Origin of the sequence: Pedobacter gandavensis (genome assembly GCF_032677645.1) — a bacterium.
GTDB classification, from domain to species: Bacteria; Bacteroidota; Bacteroidia; order Sphingobacteriales; family Sphingobacteriaceae; genus Pedobacter; species Pedobacter gandavensis_A.
In genome coordinates, this window is record NZ_JAVTSB010000001.1 from 196,186 (window position 1) to 217,758 (window position 21,573).

The 21,573-nt window shown below is 42.2% G+C and carries 17 protein-coding genes; 9 read left to right on the plus strand and 8 right to left on the minus strand.

Annotated elements, in window-relative coordinates:
* Window positions 1–45 precede the first annotated feature (45 nt).
* The 4 genes from pheT to rpsT are packed head-to-tail and all read right to left on the minus strand — an operon-like array spanning window position 46 to window position 4,355.
* A complete protein-coding gene (gene pheT, locus R2Q66_RS00805; protein ID WP_316745926.1) occupies window positions 46–2,445 on the minus strand; it encodes a phenylalanine--tRNA ligase subunit beta in 2,400 nt (799 codons plus the stop codon).
* 57 nt (window positions 2,446–2,502) lie between these two features.
* A complete protein-coding gene (locus tag R2Q66_RS00810) occupies window positions 2,503–3,339 on the minus strand; it encodes an endonuclease/exonuclease/phosphatase family protein (protein ID WP_316745927.1) in 837 nt (278 codons plus the stop codon).
* A gap of 6 nt (window positions 3,340–3,345) precedes the next feature.
* Window positions 3,346–4,041 (minus strand): RadC family protein, encoded by a 696-nt coding sequence (gene radC / locus R2Q66_RS00815; RefSeq protein WP_316745928.1) that lies wholly within the window; start codon window positions 4,039–4,041, stop codon window positions 3,346–3,348.
* 59 nt (window positions 4,042–4,100) lie between these two features.
* Window positions 4,101–4,355: a 30S ribosomal protein S20 gene (rpsT, locus tag R2Q66_RS00820; protein WP_316745930.1), complete on the minus strand. Its 255-nt coding sequence runs from the start codon at window positions 4,353–4,355 to the stop codon at window positions 4,101–4,103.
* Between the two features lie 654 nt (window positions 4,356–5,009).
* On the opposite strand from rpsT, the gene purN reads away from it, so the two are divergent.
* The 7 genes from purN to rodA all read left to right on the plus strand — a co-directional run bounded on the left by purN (window position 5,010) and on the right by rodA (window position 13,089).
* Entirely contained in the window at window positions 5,010–5,588 is a 579-nt protein-coding gene (gene purN / locus R2Q66_RS00825; RefSeq protein WP_316745932.1) for a phosphoribosylglycinamide formyltransferase, read from the plus strand.
* A 145-nt stretch (window positions 5,589–5,733) separates the two neighbouring features.
* Entirely contained in the window at window positions 5,734–7,260 is a 1,527-nt protein-coding gene (gene purH, locus R2Q66_RS00830; protein WP_316745934.1) for a bifunctional phosphoribosylaminoimidazolecarboxamide formyltransferase/IMP cyclohydrolase, read from the plus strand.
* Between the two features lie 88 nt (window positions 7,261–7,348).
* Window positions 7,349–8,371 carry a rod shape-determining protein gene (locus R2Q66_RS00835; RefSeq protein ID WP_008246482.1) on the plus strand — a complete coding sequence of 341 codons (1,023 nt, stop codon included), beginning with the start codon at window positions 7,349–7,351 and terminating at the stop codon, window positions 8,369–8,371.
* Window positions 8,372–8,472: 101 nt separating this feature from the next.
* Window positions 8,473–9,312, plus strand: coding sequence for a rod shape-determining protein MreC (gene mreC / locus R2Q66_RS00840; protein ID WP_316745935.1), 840 nt, complete (start codon window positions 8,473–8,475; stop codon window positions 9,310–9,312).
* A complete protein-coding gene (gene mreD, locus R2Q66_RS00845) occupies window positions 9,302–9,817 on the plus strand; it encodes a rod shape-determining protein MreD (RefSeq protein WP_316745937.1) in 516 nt (171 codons plus the stop codon). The genes mreC and mreD overlap by 11 nt, the downstream gene beginning before the upstream one ends.
* Window positions 9,817–11,823: a penicillin-binding protein 2 gene (gene mrdA, locus R2Q66_RS00850; RefSeq protein WP_316745939.1), complete on the plus strand. Its 2,007-nt coding sequence runs from the start codon at window positions 9,817–9,819 to the stop codon at window positions 11,821–11,823. The genes mreD and mrdA overlap by 1 nt, the downstream gene beginning before the upstream one ends.
* Window positions 11,824–13,089: a rod shape-determining protein RodA gene (gene rodA, locus R2Q66_RS00855; RefSeq protein ID WP_316745941.1), complete on the plus strand. Its 1,266-nt coding sequence runs from the start codon at window positions 11,824–11,826 to the stop codon at window positions 13,087–13,089.
* Here the strand turns inward: rodA and R2Q66_RS00860 are convergent.
* Window positions 13,086–14,387, minus strand: coding sequence for a hypothetical protein (locus R2Q66_RS00860; RefSeq protein ID WP_316745943.1), 1,302 nt, complete (start codon window positions 14,385–14,387; stop codon window positions 13,086–13,088). The genes rodA and R2Q66_RS00860 overlap by 4 nt on opposite strands.
* A 100-nt stretch (window positions 14,388–14,487) precedes the next feature.
* Here R2Q66_RS00860 and R2Q66_RS00865 point away from each other — a divergent pair, with 100 nt between their 5' ends.
* The gene (locus tag R2Q66_RS00865; RefSeq protein WP_316745946.1) at window positions 14,488–15,063 is read left to right on the plus strand and encodes a thymidine kinase; all 576 of its coding nucleotides are present in this window, start codon (window positions 14,488–14,490) and stop codon (window positions 15,061–15,063) included.
* A gap of 61 nt (window positions 15,064–15,124) precedes the next feature.
* Entirely contained in the window at window positions 15,125–16,246 is a 1,122-nt protein-coding gene (locus R2Q66_RS00870) for a lipid II:glycine glycyltransferase FemX (protein ID WP_316745947.1), read from the plus strand.
* Between the two features lie 94 nt (window positions 16,247–16,340).
* On the opposite strand, the gene R2Q66_RS00875 is transcribed toward R2Q66_RS00870, so the two are convergent.
* The 3 genes from R2Q66_RS00875 to R2Q66_RS00885 all read right to left on the minus strand — a co-directional run bounded on the left by R2Q66_RS00875 (window position 16,341) and on the right by R2Q66_RS00885 (window position 21,494).
* Entirely contained in the window at window positions 16,341–18,395 is a 2,055-nt protein-coding gene (locus tag R2Q66_RS00875; protein WP_316745949.1) for a glycoside hydrolase family 2 protein, read from the minus strand.
* A 4-nt stretch (window positions 18,396–18,399) separates the two neighbouring features.
* Window positions 18,400–19,983 (minus strand): discoidin domain-containing protein, encoded by a 1,584-nt coding sequence (locus R2Q66_RS00880; RefSeq protein ID WP_316745951.1) that lies wholly within the window; start codon window positions 19,981–19,983, stop codon window positions 18,400–18,402.
* A gap of 62 nt (window positions 19,984–20,045) precedes the next feature.
* Window positions 20,046–21,494 carry a right-handed parallel beta-helix repeat-containing protein gene (locus tag R2Q66_RS00885; RefSeq protein ID WP_316745952.1) on the minus strand — a complete coding sequence of 483 codons (1,449 nt, stop codon included), beginning with the start codon at window positions 21,492–21,494 and terminating at the stop codon, window positions 20,046–20,048.
* Window positions 21,495–21,573 lie beyond the last annotated feature (79 nt).

Genomic DNA, 21,573 nt, shown 5'->3' on the forward strand with positions numbered 1-21,573 from the left:
ATTAAAGTTTTTGTACTAATCTAAAAAATATATAAAAGCAATAAATTATTTTCTTATTTCTGCTTTTGCTGTTTGCGCTAAGTTAGAAATAATCTTTTGCATCACCGCATCAATTTGCTTGTCGGTTAAGGTCTGCTCCTCGTCTTGCAAAGTGAAGTTCAGGGCATACGATTTCTTTCCTTCCGGCAAACGGTCTCCAACGTAAACGTCGAATACCTGTACGCTCTTAATCAGCTTCTTCTCTGTTTTAAAAGCAATAGTTTTCAATTGATCAAAGGTCACATCTAAGTCCACCAACATCGATAAATCTCTTCTTACCGCCGGGTATTTCGACACTTCCTTGTTCACAATTTTATTTTTTCTGATGATGTCAAGCATCAATGCCCAGTCGAAATCTGCGTAAAATACGTCTTTCTCCACATCAGCAGTTTTTTGATCAGCCGCAGTCACCGCACCAAAAGTAACAATCGCTTTGTCGCCTCTGAAATACTTTAAGCCATAAGCGAAATTTTCATCACTCACTTCTTCAGACTGGTAATTGGTAATTCCCATACGACCGATGACCGCATCAACCGCTGCTTTCAGGTTATAGAAAGTTACCGGTGTTGGTTTCTGATTCCATTGCTCCGATTGAGTGGATCCAGACAATACCAATAGTAAACGCGGACGTTCTACGTATTTTTCATTGATCAAATGATAAGTCTTACCGAATTCATAAAACTTAATATCTGTAGTTTTTCTGTTCAGGTTATACGCTACACTTTCTAAAGCCGGCATTAACAAGGCCTGACGCATCACATTCAAATCAGAACTTAATGGATTCAGAATATGAACTGCTTCTTCCGGTACTTTAGAATAAGCACCTTTAGTTAGTGAGTTACACCAGATCTCCAGGTAACCATTTGCGCTTAACATATCCGCAATCACATGTTGGGTTTGCTCTTTATTCGGTTTCGTACCGTAAGATAAAGAAGCATTCACTTTAGTTGGAATCTCAATGTTATTGTAACCGTAAATTCTCAATACTTCTTCTGTAACGTCACATTCGCGGGTTACATCTACTTTATAAGTAGGTACTTTTAAAGAAAGACCTTCAGCAGTTTCGGCAACCACTTCCATATTCAATGACGTGATGATCGCTTTAATCTCTTCATGAGGAATTTCCACGCCAATCAGTTTATTGATGTTGTGGTAGTTTACTTCCACATCAAATGCAGGGATTGGATTTGGATAAATATCAGAAACAGCAGAAGAGATTTCTCCACCAGCCAATTCCTGAATCAACAACGCCGCACGTTTCAACGCGAAAACCGTCATATCCGGATCAGTACCACGCTCAAAACGGAAAGAAGCATCAGTCTTCAAGTTATGTCTTTTGGAAGTCTTACGTACCGATTTAGCATCGAAATAAGCACTTTCCAGGAAGATGTTCGTAGTAGTTTCGCTTACACCTGAGTTTTTACCTCCAAATACACCGGCAATACACATTGGCGCTGCTGCATTACAGATCATCAGATCTTCTGCAGAAAGCTTGCGTTCTACCCCATCTAAGGTTACAAAAGGTGTACCCTCTGCACATTTCTTCACGATAACCTGACCGCCTGTCAGCTGATCCGCATCGAAAGCGTGTAAAGGTTGTCCCAATTCATGCAATACATAATTGGTAATGTCTACGATATTATTGATCGGGCGAATGCCGATAATTTTCAATTTGTCCTGTAACCAGTCTGGCGAAGTTGCCACCGTTACCCCGGAAATAGAAACGCTGCTATATCTTGGGCAGGCTTCGGTATCTTCAACGGTAACCGGAATCGTCAGGCTTTCGTTAGCTGTTTTAAAAGCAGCAACATCAGGCATGGTTACCGGCGTACGTAAATAAGCCGCTAAATCTCTGGCTACGCCTAAATGGGAAGCCGCATCAGCCCGGTTAGGCGTCAATCCGATTTCATACAAATAATCATCTTCCAGCTTGAAGTAAGCTTTAGCAGTGATACCAACTACAGTATCTGCCGGAAGCACCATGATCCCATCATGAGAAACACCCAATCCGATTTCATCTTCAGCACAGATCATCCCTTCAGAAACTTCGCCTCTGATCTTCGATTTGTTGATCTTGAAAGGCTCACCTTCATTTGGATAAACGGTAGTACCAACTGTAGCGACTACCACTTTCTGGCCTTCCGCAACATTTGGCGCACCGCAAACCACCTGAATATTTGTTCCCGTACCTACATCTACTGTAGTTACGCGTAAACGATCCGCATTAGGATGTTGCACACAACTGATGACGTGTCCAATCACCAAACCTTCTAAACCACCTGCAATCGGTTGTACGGTTTCCAGACTTTCTACTTCCAGCCCGATATTAGTCAGGATTAAGGAAAGTTCTTCAGGAGTTTTATCAGTTGTCAGAAATTGTGTCAGCCACTTGTATGATATCTTCATGTTCTATGTTCAGTATAAAATGCAAAGATATAAAATAATGCCGTCGGTGTAAACCTCTTAGAAAGATAAACGGGCAATAATTGGTAAGTGGTCCGATGGATACCTCAAATTTTTACTATCTGATAACACGCCAAACTTTAACACCTTAAAACCTTTGTTCACAAAGATGTAATCAATTTTTTGGTTTAAAGGGCTGTCGAACTTAAAGTTATTAAATGTTCCCTCCGGACCATAAGGAGGTTCGATGGAAGCAGTTTTAGCATCTGTAAGGAAAGAATTAATCGTCGCAATCGCCTCCGTTTCCGGAGTCACGTTTAAATCTCCGGTAAGCACAACAGGCAAAGCCGGTGCAATTTCCTGTATTTTACGCTTAATCAGCTTTGCCGATTCAATCCTTGCCTGCACTCCGATATGGTCATAATGGGTATTGAACACCAAAAACTCCTTTTTATTGAGGCGGTCGTACAACCTTACCCAGGAGCAAATCCTGTTCAATGCCGCATCCCAGCCTTTAGAAGGTTGGTCTGGTGTTTCCGACAACCAGAAGGTGCCGCCGTCTTTTCTCACAAATCTGGATTTGTCATAATAGATGGCAGAAAACTCCCCGGCACGCTTCCCGTCTTCACGGCCTACCCCTTCCATCGCATAATTGGTGTTTTCCAACAGCTGATCTACCTGTAAAGGCAAAGCCTCCTGCACACAAAGAATATCAGCATCATGAAACCTGACTAAAGCTTTGACCTCATCCTTGCGGTTTGGCCAGGCGTTTACGCCATCAGAGGCTACATTTAACCGGATGTTATAAGACATCACCTGAAAGGGTTTCCCTTGCTGTGCGCTGGCCGTTACCGCCGTAAGCAGCAAAGCGAGACTGAGTTGTATCAATTTCTTCATGACTGGCTAAAGTAAGCCTTCCTCATTGAAACTAAAGTAAGATTTGTTTGTAATAATTAAGTGATCCAGAATGTACAGATCGAGTAATTTCCCGGCCGCCACCAGTTTTTTGGTGAGGGTAATATCTTCGGCACTGGGTTTTAAATTTCCGGAGGGGTGGTTATGTGCCAGCACCACATAAGCGGCATTATGCTCCAGTGCGATCTTAAAGATCACTTTCGGATCAGCTACGGTTCCGGTTAAACCGCCCTTACTGACCTGATGTTTGACAATCACCTCATTGGCTCTGTTGAGCAATAAGATCCAGAATTCTTCGTGTGGTAAATCGGTCAGTACCGGGGAAAACTCCTTGTGGCAATCCTCAGAACCACCGATCCTGACCTTTGCTGTGGTACCGGGTTTACGCCTTCGGCCGAGTTCTAATGCGCCCACAATGGAGATTGCCTTCGCTTCGCCAATTCCGCGGAACTTACATAAATCCTTCACTTCTAATCTGCCCAGCACATCCAGGTCCTGATTACAGGAAGCCAGAATGCGCTTACTCAAATCTACTGCGGTATCTTCTGAATTCCCTGAACCGATCAATATTGCAATCAGTTCCGCATCCGTCAGCTGCCTGCGCCCATGAAGCATTAATTTCTCCCGGGGCCGGTCTGCTTCTGCCCATTGCTTAATTCCTATTCTCTGTTCATAATTAGCCATAAACAAAAAAACGGGATATGCCATAAGCACATCCCGTCTATAATATTGTAAAGCTATGCTTATTTTAAAGCATTAACAAATTTAGTCAATTTAGATTTGTTGTTAGCTGCTTTATTCTTGTGAATAACATTTTTCTTAGCTAAACGATCTAACATAGAGATTACTTTCGGTAATAACTCTTTTCCTGTTTTTTGATCTTCAGCAGCACGTAACCTTTTGATAAAGGTACGAGTAGTTTTTGCCTGATATCTGTTACGTAAACGTTTAGTTGCGTTTGCTCTAATTCTTTTTAACGAAGATTTATGATTTGCCATTTTTCAATATTATAATATTCCTTTTAAAGCTTTCAAGAATATTGGGCACAAACCCAACCGCTACCAGCCTTTTGTTTTTCCTTTTTTTCGGACTGCAAATATAGAATTAATGTTTTTAATATGCAAAATGAACTCGTAAATATTTTCAATAAATCTTAATTATTGATTTATAATACTTTAGAAAGCCCGGATTGTTTAAAAATTTCAATTCCTGATCAGCATCCGCTATTGAGTATGCGCATCGCCTTACAGCTGTTTTGCATTCTGCGACAAAGGTAACAGAAAAATCGACATAAAGAGAAAAAGTACGAAAAGCAATGAAAAGCGCTTTGGTACTGGTTGGAAAGAGCGCTGTTTTTAGTTAGGGTTGCCTAAACTATGGGAAAGGGTCTGGATAATTAAACCCACAGCAAACTATGAACAACTTATGCTGAACCCTTTCCATGCGCTATCCGAAGATGCCACTCTTCCCGACCACAACCCGACCACAACCCCCGCTCAGAAAAGGAAAACCAGCCTCCTATTTGCCACAAAAAGACAAAAAGCAACAAAAAACTTCCGATGAAGCCTTAAAATACTATTTTTGAAAAATTATTACCGGCCTTTTTAGACCAGAACAGTACCTGCTTGATTTCCCTTAAATAAAATGCACCTATGAAAAAACGCATCGCCATATTCGCTTCGGGCTCGGGTTCTAATGCCCAGAAACTCATGGAGCATTTCAAACATCATCCGGAAGCAGAAATCGCATTGGTACTGACCAACAACCCTGACGCTTACGTATTACAACGTGCAGATAATTTCGAGATCCCTTCACACATCTTCGACAGGAATGAATTTTATCATACCGATAAGATCACTGGCTTATTGAAAAATCTGGAAATTGACCTGATTGTACTGGCTGGCTTCTTATGGCTGATTCCTAAAAATCTGATTCAGGAATACCCGGGACGTATTGTCAACATTCACCCTGCAATCCTCCCTAAATTTGGCGGAAAAGGCATGTATGGCGATCATGTACACCATGCAGTAATGGCAGCAAATGAGCCTGAAGGTGGAATTACCATTCACTATGTGGATGAAAACTACGATGAAGGGGAATACATTTACCAGGCAAAATACCGCATTGAAAAAGACGACAACCTGGAAATGATCAAATTTAAAGGCCAGCAACTGGAGCATAACCATTATCCACGCGTGGTAGAATCGATTATCAAAAAGATCAAAAAATAACTGTAGCAAGGGCCGGTTATCTTTCTAAAAAGGACGCAAAAAAGAGCGTCAGGATTAGAAAGATAACCTTCCTTTAATATACTACAAATAACCATTTGAGATTAAAAGAAAAATGGGTACTTTTGCGGCTCAAAATTTTTCTCTAATGAGTCAATCGATAAAGATCAAAAACGCTTTAATTTCAGTTTATTACAAGGATGGTTTAGAACCTTTAGTTCGCCTGTTAGCTAAACAGGGTGTCCAGTTATTCTCTACTGGTGGTACCGAACAATTTATTAAAGACCTAAATCTGCCGGTTACAGCAGTGGAAGACCTTACAGGTTATCCTTCTATTTTAGGAGGCAGGGTAAAGACATTACACCCTAAAGTTTTCGGTGGTATTCTGAACAGAAGAGGCCTGACTTCAGATCAGGAGCAGATCAATGAATATGAGATCCCTGAAATCGACCTGGTTATTGTGGACTTATACCCATTTGAAGAAACTTTAAAAGCTGGTGGTTCTGAAGAAGAAATCATCGAGAAAATTGATATCGGTGGTATCTCGCTAATCAGAGCAGCTGCTAAAAACTTCAATGACGTGGTTATTCTGGCTTCAAAAGACGACTACGCAACCTTACAACATCAATTAGAAGCTCAAGATGGAGAAACAACTATCGCACAGCGTAAAGCTTATGCGAAAACTGCTTTCCATACTTCTTCTCACTACGATACAGCCATCTTCAACTATTTCAATACGGAAGAACCGCTTCCTGTATTCAAGCAAAGCATCAATGCTGCGCAGGTATTAAGATATGGCGAAAACCCACACCAACAAGGTGTATTTTACGGTGATTTAAACGCCATGTTCACTAAATTGAATGGTAAAGAGCTTTCTTACAACAACCTGGTTGATGTAGACGCTGCAGTAGCTTTAATCGATGAATTCGAAGAGCCTACCTTTGCCATCTTAAAACATACCAATGCTTGTGGTGTAGCTTCTAAAGCAACCATTAAGGAAGCATGGGACACGGCTTTAGCTTGTGATCCGGTAAGTGCTTTTGGTGGTGTTTTAATCGCTAACCGCGAAATCGACTTAGCTACGGCTACAGAAATCAACAAATTATTCTTCGAAGTATTGATCGCACCTGCTTATCAACCGGAAGCTGTTGAGCTTTTCCGCGCTAAAAAGAACAGAGTAATCTTACAGAGAAATGAGGTTGAACTGAGCAAAAAACAATTCAAAACTTTATTGAATGGTGTGATTGAGCAGGACAAAGATTTAATCATTGAAAATGTAGATCAAATGACTACAGTAACGGAGAAAACTCCTACTGCTGAAGAACTTAAAGATCTTTTCTTTGCCAACAAAATTGTTAAACATACCAAATCTAATACCATTGTATTTGTAAAAAACAACCAGTTGTTGTCGAGTGGTGTAGGTCAGACGTCAAGAGTTGACGCCCTGAAACAAGCCATCGTAAAAGCAAATGCATTCAACTTCCCGTTGGAAGGTTCAGTAATGGCATCTGATGCATTCTTCCCTTTCCCTGATTGTGTAGAAATTGCAGCTGAAGCAGGTATTACTGCGGTTTTACAACCAGGCGGTTCTATTAAAGATGCTGACTCTATCAATATGGCAAATGAGAAAGGCATCGCAATGGTTACCACGGGTATTAGACATTTTAAACACTAATTTATTTAACTGCGAATACAATAAAAAGACGTAGTTTTACATTATAATAGTATACAGAATTTTTAATACTTAAATTATCACCTAATAAATGGGTTTATTTAATTGGTTTACACAAGAGGTAGCTATCGATTTAGGTACGGCTAACACTCTAATCATACATAATGACAAGGTAGTAGTGGATGAGCCATCCATCGTTGCCTTCGACAGACAAACAAACAAGATCATCGCTATTGGCCGTCAGGCCATGCAAATGGAGGGAAAAACGCACGATAATATCCGTACGGTAAGACCTTTGAAAGATGGTGTAATTGCCGATTTTAATGCCGCAGAAGCGATGATCAAAGGAATGATCCGCATGCTGAATGGTGGTAAAGGATGGATGTTCCCTTCGTTAAGAATGGTCATCTGTATCCCTTCCGGTATCACTGAGGTAGAGAAACGTGCAGTAAGAGATTCAGCAGAAATTGCAGGCGCTAAAGAAGTTTACCTGATTCACGAGCCAATGGCAGCTGCTGTAGGTATCGGAATTGACGTAGAAGAGCCGATGGGTAACATGATCATCGATATAGGTGGTGGTACTACGGAGATCGCGGTAATCGCGTTATCAGGTATCGTTTGCGACCAGTCGATCCGCGTTGCCGGTGATAACTTTGACTCTGATATCGTGAATTATATCCGTCGTCAGCATAACATCATGATTGGTGACCGTACTGCGGAGAAAATCAAAATTGAAGTAGGTGCTGCATTGCCGGAGCTTACTGATCCACCAGCAGATTTCGCTGTACAAGGAAGAGATTTAATGACAGGCGTACCGAAACAAATCACCGTTTCTTATACGGAAATCGCACATTGTCTGGATAAATCTATTTCGAAAATTGAAGAAGCAATCCTTAAAGCATTAGAAATCACTCCTCCGGAGCTTTCTGCAGATATTTACCAGACTGGTATTTACCTGACAGGTGGTGGCGCCTTGTTACGCGGTTTAGATAAGCGTGTAGCGGCAAAAACCAAGCTTCCTGTACATGTTGCCGAAGATCCGCTTCGTGCAGTAGTACGTGGAACAGGCATCGCCCTGAAAAACATTGGTGGTTATAAATTCTTAATGCAATAACGTATCCTGAGTTTAAGTTTTAAGTTCTCTGGTGATCAAACTTTAAAGGAGCTTAAAACTTAAACTCAGCTTACAAAAAATAAAACCCCGAATCGAAAAGTATGCGTAACCTTTGGATTTTTATAAACAGATACAACGCATTTTTCTTTTTTATCATTTTCTTTACTATTGGTATTTATCTGACAGTGAGTAACAACTCCTATCAGCGTAGCGTAACCGTTAACTCCACAAATGAAGTAGTGGGTACCGCTTATAAAAACCTGAACGTATTAAAAAAATACCTCAATCTAGGGGACGTAAATGATAGCCTCGCTGCAGAAAATGCAAAGCTAAAAACAGAACTTCTGGCACTGAGCAGTATCGATAGTGCGAAAAATGTGGTCGTTAAAGACACGCTCAACAAAACTCAATACACTTACCTCTCGGCAAGAGTGATCAAGAATTCGATCACCTTAAGAAATAATATCATCACGATTAACCGTGGTACTGCCGATGGCATTGCCAGTGGTATGGCCGTGATTTCTCCGGGAAAAGGTGTAGTAGGTTATATCAGAGATGTTTCAGAACACCTCGCCACCATTGAATCTTTATTACATAAAGACACCAAGGTGAGTGTGACCCTTAAGAAAAATAATGCCCTGGGTACCTTAATATGGGGTGCCAAGAATTTTGATTATAGAAAGGCTTACATCAAAGATGTGCCGAATCACTTCAAAATCGCCTTAAAAGATACGGTAGTCACCTCTGGTTTCTCCCGCTTCCCTCCAGGCATTCTGGTAGGCAGGGTAAGTAATACAGGCATTGCCACAGGGGATAATTTCATGACGATCGAAATCGATCTTTTCAATGATTTTAGTACCTTACAGTATGTTTATGTCATCAAAGACAAATTAGCAGAGGAACAAAAAGCTTTAGAATCAAAATTGCCGAATGAACAGTAAAATAATATTGGTAAACATCTTCAGATGGTTCTTACTACTTTTTATTCAGATCTTATTACTCAGAAACCTGAGCTTTTACAGTCTGGCGACGCCCTTTGTCTACATTCTGTTTTTACTTTTACTACCCTTTAAAACGCCAAACCTCCTGTTATACCTGATTGCTTTTGCAACCGGATTAACCCTGGATGCGTTTTATGACACCCTGGGCGTAAATGCCGCAGCCTGCGTGGCCCTGGCTTTTGTCAGGATCTCCTTCATTGCCGTCACCGTAAATAAAGATAATTTCGACGAACCGGAACCTACCCTTGGAAACATGGGCTTCAAATGGTTTAGCATTTATGCCATCCTTTGTACCTTTGCGCACCATATCGTGCTGTTTTTCCTGGAAACTTTCCGCCTCACAGAATTCTCTTACACCTTGTTAAGGTGTTTATTAAGCGCGATCTTTACCCTATTTTTAATCATACTCATAGAATTTATATTCTATAACAGAAAGGCACGCTAATGGACAATCTGTTTAACCGTAAATACATTATACAGGGTCTATTTATTCTGGTTGCCCTGATCTTGTTAGGGACGCTGTTTTATATTCAGGTGGCCAGCGACAAATACTTCCTTTCTGCGGAAAGTAATGTATTGCGTAAGCTCTATACCTTCCCTGCCCGAGGCGTAATTCTCGATAGAAATAACAAAGTACTGGTTCAGAATGAGCCGGTATATGACCTGATGGTGATCCCAAATCAGGTGAAAGAATTTGATACCATGGCGCTGAACAATATTATCGGTATCGATATGAAACGCTTTAAAAAGAGTTTCAATAAAGCGACCGTCCAGTCCAGGTACCAACCCAGCATTTTTGAGAAACAACTTTCTGTACAGATTTATGCTGCTTTATCCGAGCAGCTTTCCCGTTTTCCGGGCTTCTTTGTACAAAGCAGAACCGTTAGATATTATCCCGATAGTGCCGCAGGCCATTTCTTTGGTTATGTAAAAGAGGTCTCCAAAAAAGATATTGAATTGAGTGAGGGCTATTATCGCCCCGGTGATTATATTGGAAAAGCGGGTATCGAAAAACAATATAATGAGGTGCTTCGTGGGGAAAAAGGAATCATCAATATGCTTTACGATGCGAGAAATGTTCCGAAAGGAAGTTATGCCGAAGGTAAATTTGATACCCTCGCCAGATCCGGAGAGAAAGTAGTTTCTTCCCTGGATTTCCGTATTCAGAAACTCGGTGAAGAACTCTTAAAAAATAAGGTGGGAAGTATAGTGGCCATTGAGCCCGCCACAGGAGAAATTCTGGCCTTTGTGAGTAGTCCGGGTTACGACCCTAACCTCATGGTAGGCCGTAATCAGGGAAACAATTACATGGACCTGATTAACCTGGATAAAAATCCAAACCGTGTATTTAATGTACGTCCGATTCAGGGTTATTATTCTCCCGGATCTTCATTTAAACCATTGGATGCCTTAATCGGTTTGCAGGAAGGCGTAATTGATCCCAATACTACTTTCAACTGCCCTGGTTATTTTATGGCCGGAAACCACAGGGTGAAATGTGAACACGTAGACGGTAATATCAGTTTGCGTAAAGGCCTGGCAAGATCTTGTAATGTTTACGCCTTGTATGTATTCCAGAAACTACTGAAACAGAAGAAATTTAAAAACGAGCGAATCGCTTACGATGCCTGGCAGCAAAAGGTAAGTAAATTTGGGCTTGGTCAGAAACTAGGCGTAGATCTTCCTTCAGAAAAACCAGGAATTCTATACACCTCAGAGCATTACAACAAGAAATATGGCAACCGCTGGGGAAATACCACCGTGATCTCCTTAGGGATTGGTCAGGGGGAGATGGATGCGACGCCATTACAGATGGCAAATATCATGGCCATCATCGCCAACAGAGGTTACTATGTAAAGCCCCACCTGATTAAAGCCATCGGTGAGAAAAGAGTGATCAAAAAGGAATATGCCATCAAAAATTATGTTGGTGTAGATGCCAGACATTTTGAGCCCGTAATTGACGGGATGCAGGATGCGGTAAATGCACCATGGGGTACGGCCAGACAATCGGCAATTGATAACATCCTGATGTGTGGTAAAACCGGAACTGTTCAGAATCCACGTGGAAAAAATCACTCGGTATTCATCGGTTTTGCCCCCCGCGATAATCCAAAGATTGCCATCGCTGTCATTGTAGAAAATGCAGGTTATGGAAGTACGTATGCGGCGCCAATTGCCAGTTATATCGCAGAAAAATACCTGAAAGACAGTATTGCAGTGAATAAAAGAGCTGGTGTGGAATGGATGAAAAAACAAGTCGTTCTTCCTGTTCCGAAAAAACCAAAGCCAAAACTGAAACCCATACAGGTAGATTCTTTGAAAAAGGATTCGGCACATAAAGCATTAACAACGCCGGTTAAAATATTACCCGCACCAGCACACATACCGGCACCTGCAGCCGTAAAAACAGGAATCAGTACCGTTAAACCAATCATACCCACAAAATAAATGACTACACAGCAAGGCAACCGTTTCTTTTTTAATGTAGACTGGATCACCATCCTGCTCTATGTGGCCTTGTGTACCATTGGGTTTGTAAATATCTATGCCTCCATTTTCAATGGAGCTGAAGCCAATGAGTTCAGCTTTGCCGCCAAATATGGTAAGCAACTGATCTATATCATTACCGGACTAGTCCTTGGATTTTCCATCTTATTACTGGATGCCAAATTTTTCAGTGTCTTCTCTCCCGTGGTTTATGGGATCACCATGCTACTGCTCATTGCGGTATTGCTTGTGGGTAGAAAAGTAGCCGGAAATCAGGCCTGGATCCCCCTGGGCAGCTTTAGGCTCCAACCCTCGGAACTGGCAAAGTTCGGTACAGCCTTACTGATGGCACGTTATGTGAGCACCTTTAACCCCAAATTCAGGGATATAAAATCTATATTTTTTGCGGCTGTGATTGTCGGGATTCCGCTGTTTCTGATCATGTTACAACCGGATACGGGATCAGCACTGGTCTTTTTATCTTTCATGTTCCCGCTTTACAGGGAAGGTTTGTCGGGGTATTTCCTGCTGATCTTTTTAGGAATGATCGTTCTGTTTATTGCCGATTTCCTGATTCCTGCACAAATATTAATCCCGCTTATCCTTGCCATAGGCGGTCTGTTTATCTATCAGAACAGAAGAAAACACAAGGTGATGATCTCCTCTATCATCGTTACCCTGATTGCCATTGGTTACCTGTTCCTGGTAAAAGTGGCTTATGATAAGATTTTAGAGCCTCACCAGCGTACCAGAATTGAAATCCTGTTAGGACTTAAGACAGATCCTAAAGGGGCCGGATACAACGTGATACAGTCTAAGATCGCGATTGGATCGGGACAGCTTACCGGAAGAGGCTTTTTAGAAGGTACACAAACGAAATATGGTTATGTACCGGAACAAAGTACCGACTTTATTTTCTCCACCATAGGGGAAGAATGGGGCTTTGCAGGCTGCTTTACCGTGATCGCTTTATACATCTTTCTACTCCTGCGGATCATCAATCTTGCCGAGCGGCAGCGCTCTACCTTTTCCAGGGTATACGGCTATTGTGTGGCCAGCATTCTCTTTTTCCACGTGTTCATTAACATCGGAATGACCATCGGGATTATTCCCGTGATCGGTATTCCGTTGCCTTTTATCAGTTATGGTGGTTCCTCCCTATGGAGTTTCACCGTGTTGCTGTTTATCTTTTTGAAACTGGACTCTAACCGGATGGGCTTTATTTAGCCAGCCGGAAAACGTTGCTTTAACAATTCATAAAACTTAGCTACTGTCCCTGGTTTTGATGCCCAGTTGTTCTTTTCTGCATAGTTATGTTGCAGGAAGTGATCAGCAGTTTTCAAATCAGCCATCTTGTTCAACAAGTCTATCACTTCCGCATAAGCAAGGTTATAACCGTTAAACAGGTCTTTGATGTACAACATTTTATCGTTTAGATTGATGCCCTGTTTTAAGTCGGTCAGCGTGTTTTTCTGTGGCGCTGAACTGCCGGTATTTAGATTGGTCCCCAGTTGAGAAGCCAGGCGCTCGTTTAAAGACAAGGGTTTGGCCGGTGTTTCCGGAGCCTTTGCTTCCGCAACAGGCTGCTGAACCGGTATTGCTTCCGGAGCAACCCTTTCTTCAACTTTCTTTTCTTCAATTATTTTTTCTGCAATCGGATCTACTTGCAAGGTTGTGTGTGCAGGAGGAATGAGGTCTTCTTCTTTAGCTACGAACACTTCTTTAGCCACTAAAAACGGCTCAGGGCCAATTTCATCGTCCTCTTCCCTAAGGGCTTTTCTTTCCGCTACCGGTTCTGGAGCTGATGCTACTGGTTCTGCTGCTTTCTCCGTCACTCGTTCCTGATCCGCTGCTTCCTGATCTCTTAGCTTCTGTTTTTGCGCAATGATTTGTTCTTCTTCCGCTGTTAAAGGGCGGTCAAAAATATCATCCACCGCTTTCTCTTCGAAATCGAATTTATCCGTATTTTCTGAATCCTTAAATATAAACTCAAAAGTAGCAGGTGCCGAAGGTTCCGTAAACAATTCCCCGGGATATTCCGGAGCTTCTGCGATTACAGGGCTTTGAAAGACTGGTTTTTCTGCTGGTATAGCTTCCAACACCGGACTTTCCTCCATTGGGATTTCGACTGCTGAAATGGTGGTCTCTTCAATCACTGACACGTCTACCGCAGCGATCTGCGCCTGAGTTTCCAACACTGTTTCCGACGAAATATTTGTCGCATTTTGATGCCCAAAATTCTGCTCCGGCGAGGATGGTTTATCCCAACTGATCTCCGTAACTGCCGCTGAAATTTCAGGAACAGGATCCGGACTGGTATGTGCAGGAATTTCCTTTAATATTTTCGCGGAATTTAACTTCCTGACAATCTGAACATGATCTGACAAAAAGCTCGCATTTGCCATAAAAAGTTCCAGCTCTAATTCATTTAATTGTTGCTGATTTCTTGCCAGATAGGCATATTGATCTTGAAGCTCTTCTAAAATCAGCCCTATCTTTCTAAAAATATCTTCTTGGTTCATCATAGGTTAATAACGTCAGATTTGAGGTTTTATGTTGGTAACTTGCTACTCAAAAGTACTACAAAATTTCGATATTAGTGGGCTATAAAGATCAGGATCATAGATGTTATTCAGCGAACAAAATTACAGAAGAGGAGAGTTTTGCGGGAGTATAGAGGTAATTTGCGGCTCTATGTTTTCAGGTAAAACGGAAGAATTGTTAAGAAGATTAAAGCGTGCAACCATTGCCAAACTCAAAGTAGAAATCTTCAAACCGGCCACTGATACCAGATATGACGATCGTGATGTGGTTTCCCACGACAGAAATTCCATCCCTTCTACTCCGGTAGACAACTCCGCCGCCATCCTTTTATTAAATACCGATGTGCAGGTCGTTGGAATTGATGAAGCCCAGTTTTTTGATGAAGGCCTTCCTGAAGTTTGTAACATTTTAGCGCAACGCGGCATCCGTGTCATTGTTGCCGGCTTAGACATGGATTTCAGTGGTCAGCCATTCGGGCCAATGCCAAACCTGATGGCCATAGCAGAACTCGTCACCAAAGTAAATGCGATATGCGTTCGTTGCGGCAGTCCGGCAGCCTATTCCTACCGCACCGTCGCCAATCAATCCAAAGTCCTTCTGGGAGAAAAAGATAGCTACGAGCCAAGATGTCGCCCTTGCTTCCATGCCAGAGACTAAAAGCCCTTAAATTGGCTTATCATCATATAATTCCCGACCTTTGCAGGTGGAAAGGAAAAAGATGAATATAGCCATTGACAAAAAACACATTAAAGAAGTTTATGAGACTTCAATCGTTCAGCAAACCGCATTCTGGTCGGAAGTAAAAACCCAACAAGGCCTCCAATCTAAAGCATTCAATTTTAAAGTCAACAATCAGGACATTTATCATGATGCTTTATCGAATACCCATACCCATGCGGATTTTTTAGTAATACTCCAGCCATTAGACCGCGAACATAGCATTGCCTATGTTCCCTACGGCCCGGAAATTGAACCCAACGAAGAATACCAGGGGAAATTCCTGGAAGAGTTGTCGGAAAACCTCCGCTCCCACCTTCCGGAAAAATGTATCCTCATCCGGTTCGACCTGGCCTGGGAATCTCATTGGGCAAAAGAAAACGACAGTTTCGATGAGTCCGGTATCTGGAACGGTCCGCCGGAAAAGAAATATCAGGAGTTTCGTTTTAACTTTAACACCACCAACTGGAACCTGAAAAAGACAAATTCAGATATCCTGCCTTCAAATACCATTTTCCTCGATCTTCAAAAAGACGAAGACAGCTTGCTGAGTTCCATGAAACCGAAAACCCGGTATAACATTAACCTTTCGCATAGAAAGGGCGTAAATGTGACCAGAGTAGGCATGGAAAATCTTCATGTTTGGTACGCACTGTATCAGGAAACGGCCATCAGAAACCGTATTCACATCAATGATATTGAGTATTTCAGAACGGTACTTGCCGCTCGTGCAGAGGATACGGCTTCGCCGGCAGAGGTAGAACTTTTACTGGCCGACAGTGATGGTATCCCACTTGCTGCCATGTTTCTCGTGATCTCCGGACAAAGAGGCACTTACCTTTATGGCGCTTCCTCCTCCAGTAACCGCAACTATATGGCCACTTATGCCCTGCAATGGGAAGCCATGAAAATTGCTAAAAACAGAGGTTGTCTGGAATATGACTTCTTTGGCGTAGCACCGCAGCCGGATCCTGCCCACCCATTATATGGCCTGTATAAGTTTAAAACCGGTTTCGGCGGAGAACTATACCATAGAATGGGATGCTGGGATTATCCACTCAATATGGAACAGTACCAGCGTTTTATTGCAGCAGAAATGCAAAGTCAGGGCTATCATTTATAAAAATAAAAAAGACCGGTTAGCTTTTATGAAATACTCATAAAGTCCAACCGGTCTTATCTAATCTTAGGAATTACAGCCTATTCCCTTATTGAGGCTATTGAAGCTCCCAGGCAGCCGTATCTTCCAGCATTCCCGCAGCAGATTTCGCTTTGACAAGCACTTCATTTTTCCCTTTATTCAGCTTTACTTTATCCCAAAGGATTGTATTCATGGCGTTCTTTTTTCTTTTGCCCATACTTTTCCCGTTGATAAATAACTCTGCTTCCGGCAAATTGCTAAACACTTTTACCGTCGTTACCGGCTTAGTACGTTGCATATTTCTTCGCTCTGCGAGATAAACCATTGGTTCCGGATTCCAGTTCGCCTTATAAAAATAGAAAGCATCCTTCTTGATCTTGCGATCGTAGGTCACCAGGCCTTTATCATTGATCCCGTTGTTATCGCCTTCTGTTCTGATGGCAGAGCCGAAATCAGCCAGAACCCAGATGAATTTACCCCATACAAAAGGACGTTTCTTTAGCTCCTCCCAATGTTTTTCATGGAATGCTGTTTGCCATTCTTCCGGATGAAAACGACCTTTTGGTTCCGGAGCGCTCAGCTCTTCCGTATGTTTATAAGGACTTGCACCAGCTCCATACTCAGAGATCGAAATCGGTCTGCCAGGTAAGGTTTTATGCGTCTGATCTGCCCATTTGGCCACCTCATCAAACTTGCCACCATACCAGCCGAAATACTGGTTCCAGCCCATCAAATCACTCAGATCGGTAAAGTTAGCACTGCCCAGATTGGAGGCCAGCGTGGTTAACCTTCCCGGATCTTCGGTTTTTGCCAGGTTATTCAGTTCTTTAATAAAAGGCTGTGGATCGTCGTAATTCAGTTTTAGCTCATTGAATAAACCCCAGAAACATACCGAAGGGTGGTTGTAATTCTGACGAATCAGTTCTTTCAACATCTTCTTCGTGTTTTCCTCCAGTTGCGCATCTTTCACATAACCGGTTCCGGTATATCCGCCAGGACCAACAAATGGAATTTCCGACCATAACACGAGGCCATTCTGATCACATAAATCATAGAAATGCTTGCTGTGCGGATAATGGGTTAACCTCGCTGCCGTAGCACCAAGCTCCTTCATCAGCGCCATATCCTGATCATGATCTGCATCGGTTAAAGCAGAACCCTTGCCCGACCAGTCTTCATGCCTGCCTGCGCCATACAAATCAAGATATTTCCCATTCAGGAAAAACCCTTTATCCGGGTCTACATGATAGTAACGGAAGCCCAGCGGTTGCGAAACCTGATCAATGATCTTCCCGTCCTGAAAAAGACTGACACGCACACGGTATAAATAAGGATCGGCTTTACCATTCCATAAATGTGGTTTTTCAATTAGCATTCTGGTTTTTACATCCGAAGACAATCCCGAATTTACAGGGGTGCTGATTGAAATATTTTCTTTCCCACTCTGATCAATAAGCGTAGTGACCAACGTTAAATTTTTAGCATCAGACAAAGATAATTTTGTCAGTATTTCCAATTCTGCTGAGTTTTCAGAAACCGCCTTCTGGCTCAGGTACACCCCTGAAGAACCATAATCCAGCGGACTGATGCAGCTTTTTTCTGTCACGATCAAAGAAACCGGACGGTGCAAACCACCATAAACGTTGAAATCGCCATGTAATGGGATCACATCTAAGCGGTAAGCATTGCTCACCTGCACCGTAATTGAGTTATCACCTGGCTTCACATAATCCGTAATTTCTACCGCAAAACCGGTATAACCACCTTTATGTTCGCCAACCGATTTATTGTTCACAAACACGGTAGCCACACTATTGGCCCCTTCAAAATAAAGGAACAGCCTTTTGGCAGCCCAGGCCTGAGGAACATTCAATTTGTTCTCATAAATCGCAGAAGTCCGTTTGTATTCCGCCACACCTTCCAATACCTCATTGGCATTCCAGGTATGTGGCAGGTTTACGGTCTCTTTCTTAATACCCGTTTCGAAATTGTAAGCATAATAAAATTGCCAGTTCGTATTAAAAGGAATGGTTTCTCTACCATTTACGAGGTTAGAAACAGGTTTTGCTGTGGTCACAGCCAGATGAAACAGAAAGAAAAGGATCGTGGCAATAATTTTTTGTCGATGCATTCGTTTAATTTTTGTAAAGGCCTAACTCGGCGAATTGTGCAAATTGTTCTCCATCCCAACTTGAATTTGCCAGGATTTTAAAGTATCTGAATGTTAATGGTGTATTAAAGGCAATGGCCTGAATAGAACCCAGCTTAGGGATTTCTACATTCCTGGCCAGGGTAAAGTGGAGGCCATCCGTACTCGTTAAAATATCTACGTTTTTAACCGCACGTCGATCCCCGTTTAAGATGGTTATACCATCCAGGGTTTTCTGACTGCCGATATCTACGGTAATAAAATGAGGGTAGCTCGCTACTGGCGCAACAGACCATTGACTGTGCCATCCGGTAGAAAGGTCGTTATCAATCACTCGTGACGCCTGGGCAGCACTTTCCTGAGAACTGAAAGCCGCAATTGACCAACCCACTTTACTGATCTCCGCTTTAGTGCTGAAATCTAAAACCGGCAGCGCATTCACAAACTTATAGCCATAGCTATTCTCGCTAACTGTACCGTTTTCGTGTACCAGTTTCAAACGCAGTTCATAGGGACTGGCATCTTTATATTTAAAATCGGCAATAGGCATTTCCACATAGAAACTGTCGGTGCCAATGGCTTTAGACTCCCAGGTTACCGCATTATAATCTTTGTTTACCCCTACTCCTTCGTTGTTCACATTCGGGTCGTTGTAATAAACCACACTGTTCACCTTGGTATTGGTCGCAAATCTACCCGAAAGTACAATCGCCGCTTTTGAAGCAGAATACTCCGCGTGAATTTTAGTTACCCTGGCATTCACAGCACCATAGTAAGTTTTAGCATCGCTGTTAAAGATCTGGTTCACGTTAAGAATCGCGCAATCAGCGGCAGTCAGGAAGGTCTTTGATTTACCCAGTGTTCCGTTTCCGGCCCACATTAAAGCCATGCCCAGTGTACTGTTTTCAGAAACTTTCTGACAGTTGTGCGGAAGATTTAATCCATGGCCAAGCTCATGTACCAAGCCACCAAACCATACACTGAAACGGTTTCCATCTACGTCAGTCTTACCCAGGTTCTTGATGTCCATACCCTCATAATCTAAGGCAAAGCACCATTTTCCCATCCCGTAAAAAGGACCACCACTAGGCGTACCATCCGGTTTAAATTCATATCTCGGCAAGATCACCAAGGTATGCTCACTGGTTTTCTCGGTAGGATGAGCAGTAAAATAGGCGTTAATTTCCGACTGTACATTTCCTGCACCACCAGAATAGCTGTAGTCGCTCTTAGGTTTTGTACCACGAATGGTGATGATCTTTACACGGTTGATGGCCAGATCAGCGAACATCCCAAAGGTTTTGTTCGGATAACCATTGCGGAGCATTTCCTCCTTCATGTAATTCTGTGTCCATAACATCAGCTCGCTCAGTCGGCGCTCATAGGCTGGAAGCGTATCCAGGTCATTCGGGACAAAATAAATCAGGTTTAAATTGCGGGCTTGCGGACTGGTGTACACGGTATCCGTCGTTAATTCTGCCGTATTTAAATCTGTTGCAATGCCGGATTTTTTACACGCAGCAAAACTGGTTGCCAATAACAGGCAAAGGGCTAAAAATTGGGTTCTCATAAATTTGGTTTAGGGATGATTGTGGATGATTATATATTTACATATAGTTTAAATATAATAATTTATAACACTTTTTCAAGTTTTAACACCTTTATGAAATTCCATGGAAACTCTTTTAGATTCTTTTTCTTTACCGCAGCAGTTTCTTTAACATTCAATAGCTTTTTTTTTCCAATGATGTTTCCTTTAAACACGTTTCCATTCCAGTTTAAGGCGGCATATTGCTTTGGAGATTTATTGAAAATCCCCTGTGCTAATCCCTGGTAATAAAAAATATTGTCTTCAAAAACCACGTTCTTAGGGACGCCATGCTCGATATCTACCAATTCCATTTTCACAGAATCAAGACCACTGTTGTAAAAAACATTCCCGCTAACTACCGTGTTCTCCGTTGCTAAAGCGAAATTGAACAGGCGCTTGCGCTTATTGCCATCATTAATGCTCAGGTTGTTTCTAATGATACTATTGGTAGTCATTGTGCTTCTCGCACTGATCTCATCAGAAATCACCAGCATAAAGCCTCCGTCATTGTCATGGCTATAATTGTTCTGGATGATGGTATTGTTGCAATTTCCATCAATATCAAATGATTGTCCGTCGTTAGACCAGTCCAGGTTTTTGGTGTAAGCCACCTCATTGAATTGAATGATGGTGTTATCGCTGCTGTGTGGCCAGATGCCTACCGCATTGTCTTTAGCGCGGTTTCTAATGCGAAACAACTTGTTATGCTCCACTAAAGAACCATCAAAAGCTTTGATCACAATACCGTCTCCGCCAATATCTTCTAAGGTACAACCGCGGATGATTAAATTCTTGTTGGGAAACCAGTTGCTACGAAAGCCGAAAGTCCCGTTTCCACGAATCCCGTTACGGTCTACTTTTACCACCCTACAGTTTTCAATCAGCAGGTTTTCAATGTTACTGGGTTTAGGACCCTGAGTTTCCCAGAATATTCCGTTTCCTTCTTTACTTCCCTTTTTATTGTCGCCATTAACATCATGCACATATAAATTGCTCAAGCGGATATCAGTGATGGTTCCAATGTCTTCCGATAGAATCCGAACGCCTGTAGGCCCTGTTTTCTGCACTTTAACGGTCGTATCCAGGTTAGAAACATCCAGGTTTTCCAGTGTGATATAACTGATGTTTTTCAGCAATACCGCATCTTTAAACTGACCATTTGCAGCGATTGCCGGCAAATCTCCTTTACCATAAGCAGTAATTACAATGGACTTGCCTTTACTTCCGGAGCCTTTTGGCAACAGCTGACCGTCCCATTTACCGCCTCTTTTAAAAAGCACCTGATCTCCGGGAACCAAAGTCTGCGCATTTACTTTGGCCAGGGATTTCCAGGCTGATTTCTGCGACTTACCGTTGTGGTTGTCATCTCCATTGTGGCTGTCCACATAATACTTACTCTTTCTGATCAATTCCTGAGCTTTTGCAGCGGAGATTCCTCCAACACACAAAAACACCATCATCAAACTGCAAAACAGGGATTTATTACTCATCTTCTACGGGGTATAACAGATCAAATGATCTGTTTATTTATAATTAAATTTCTTGCTGTTAAAGTACTAAAAAGAGAGG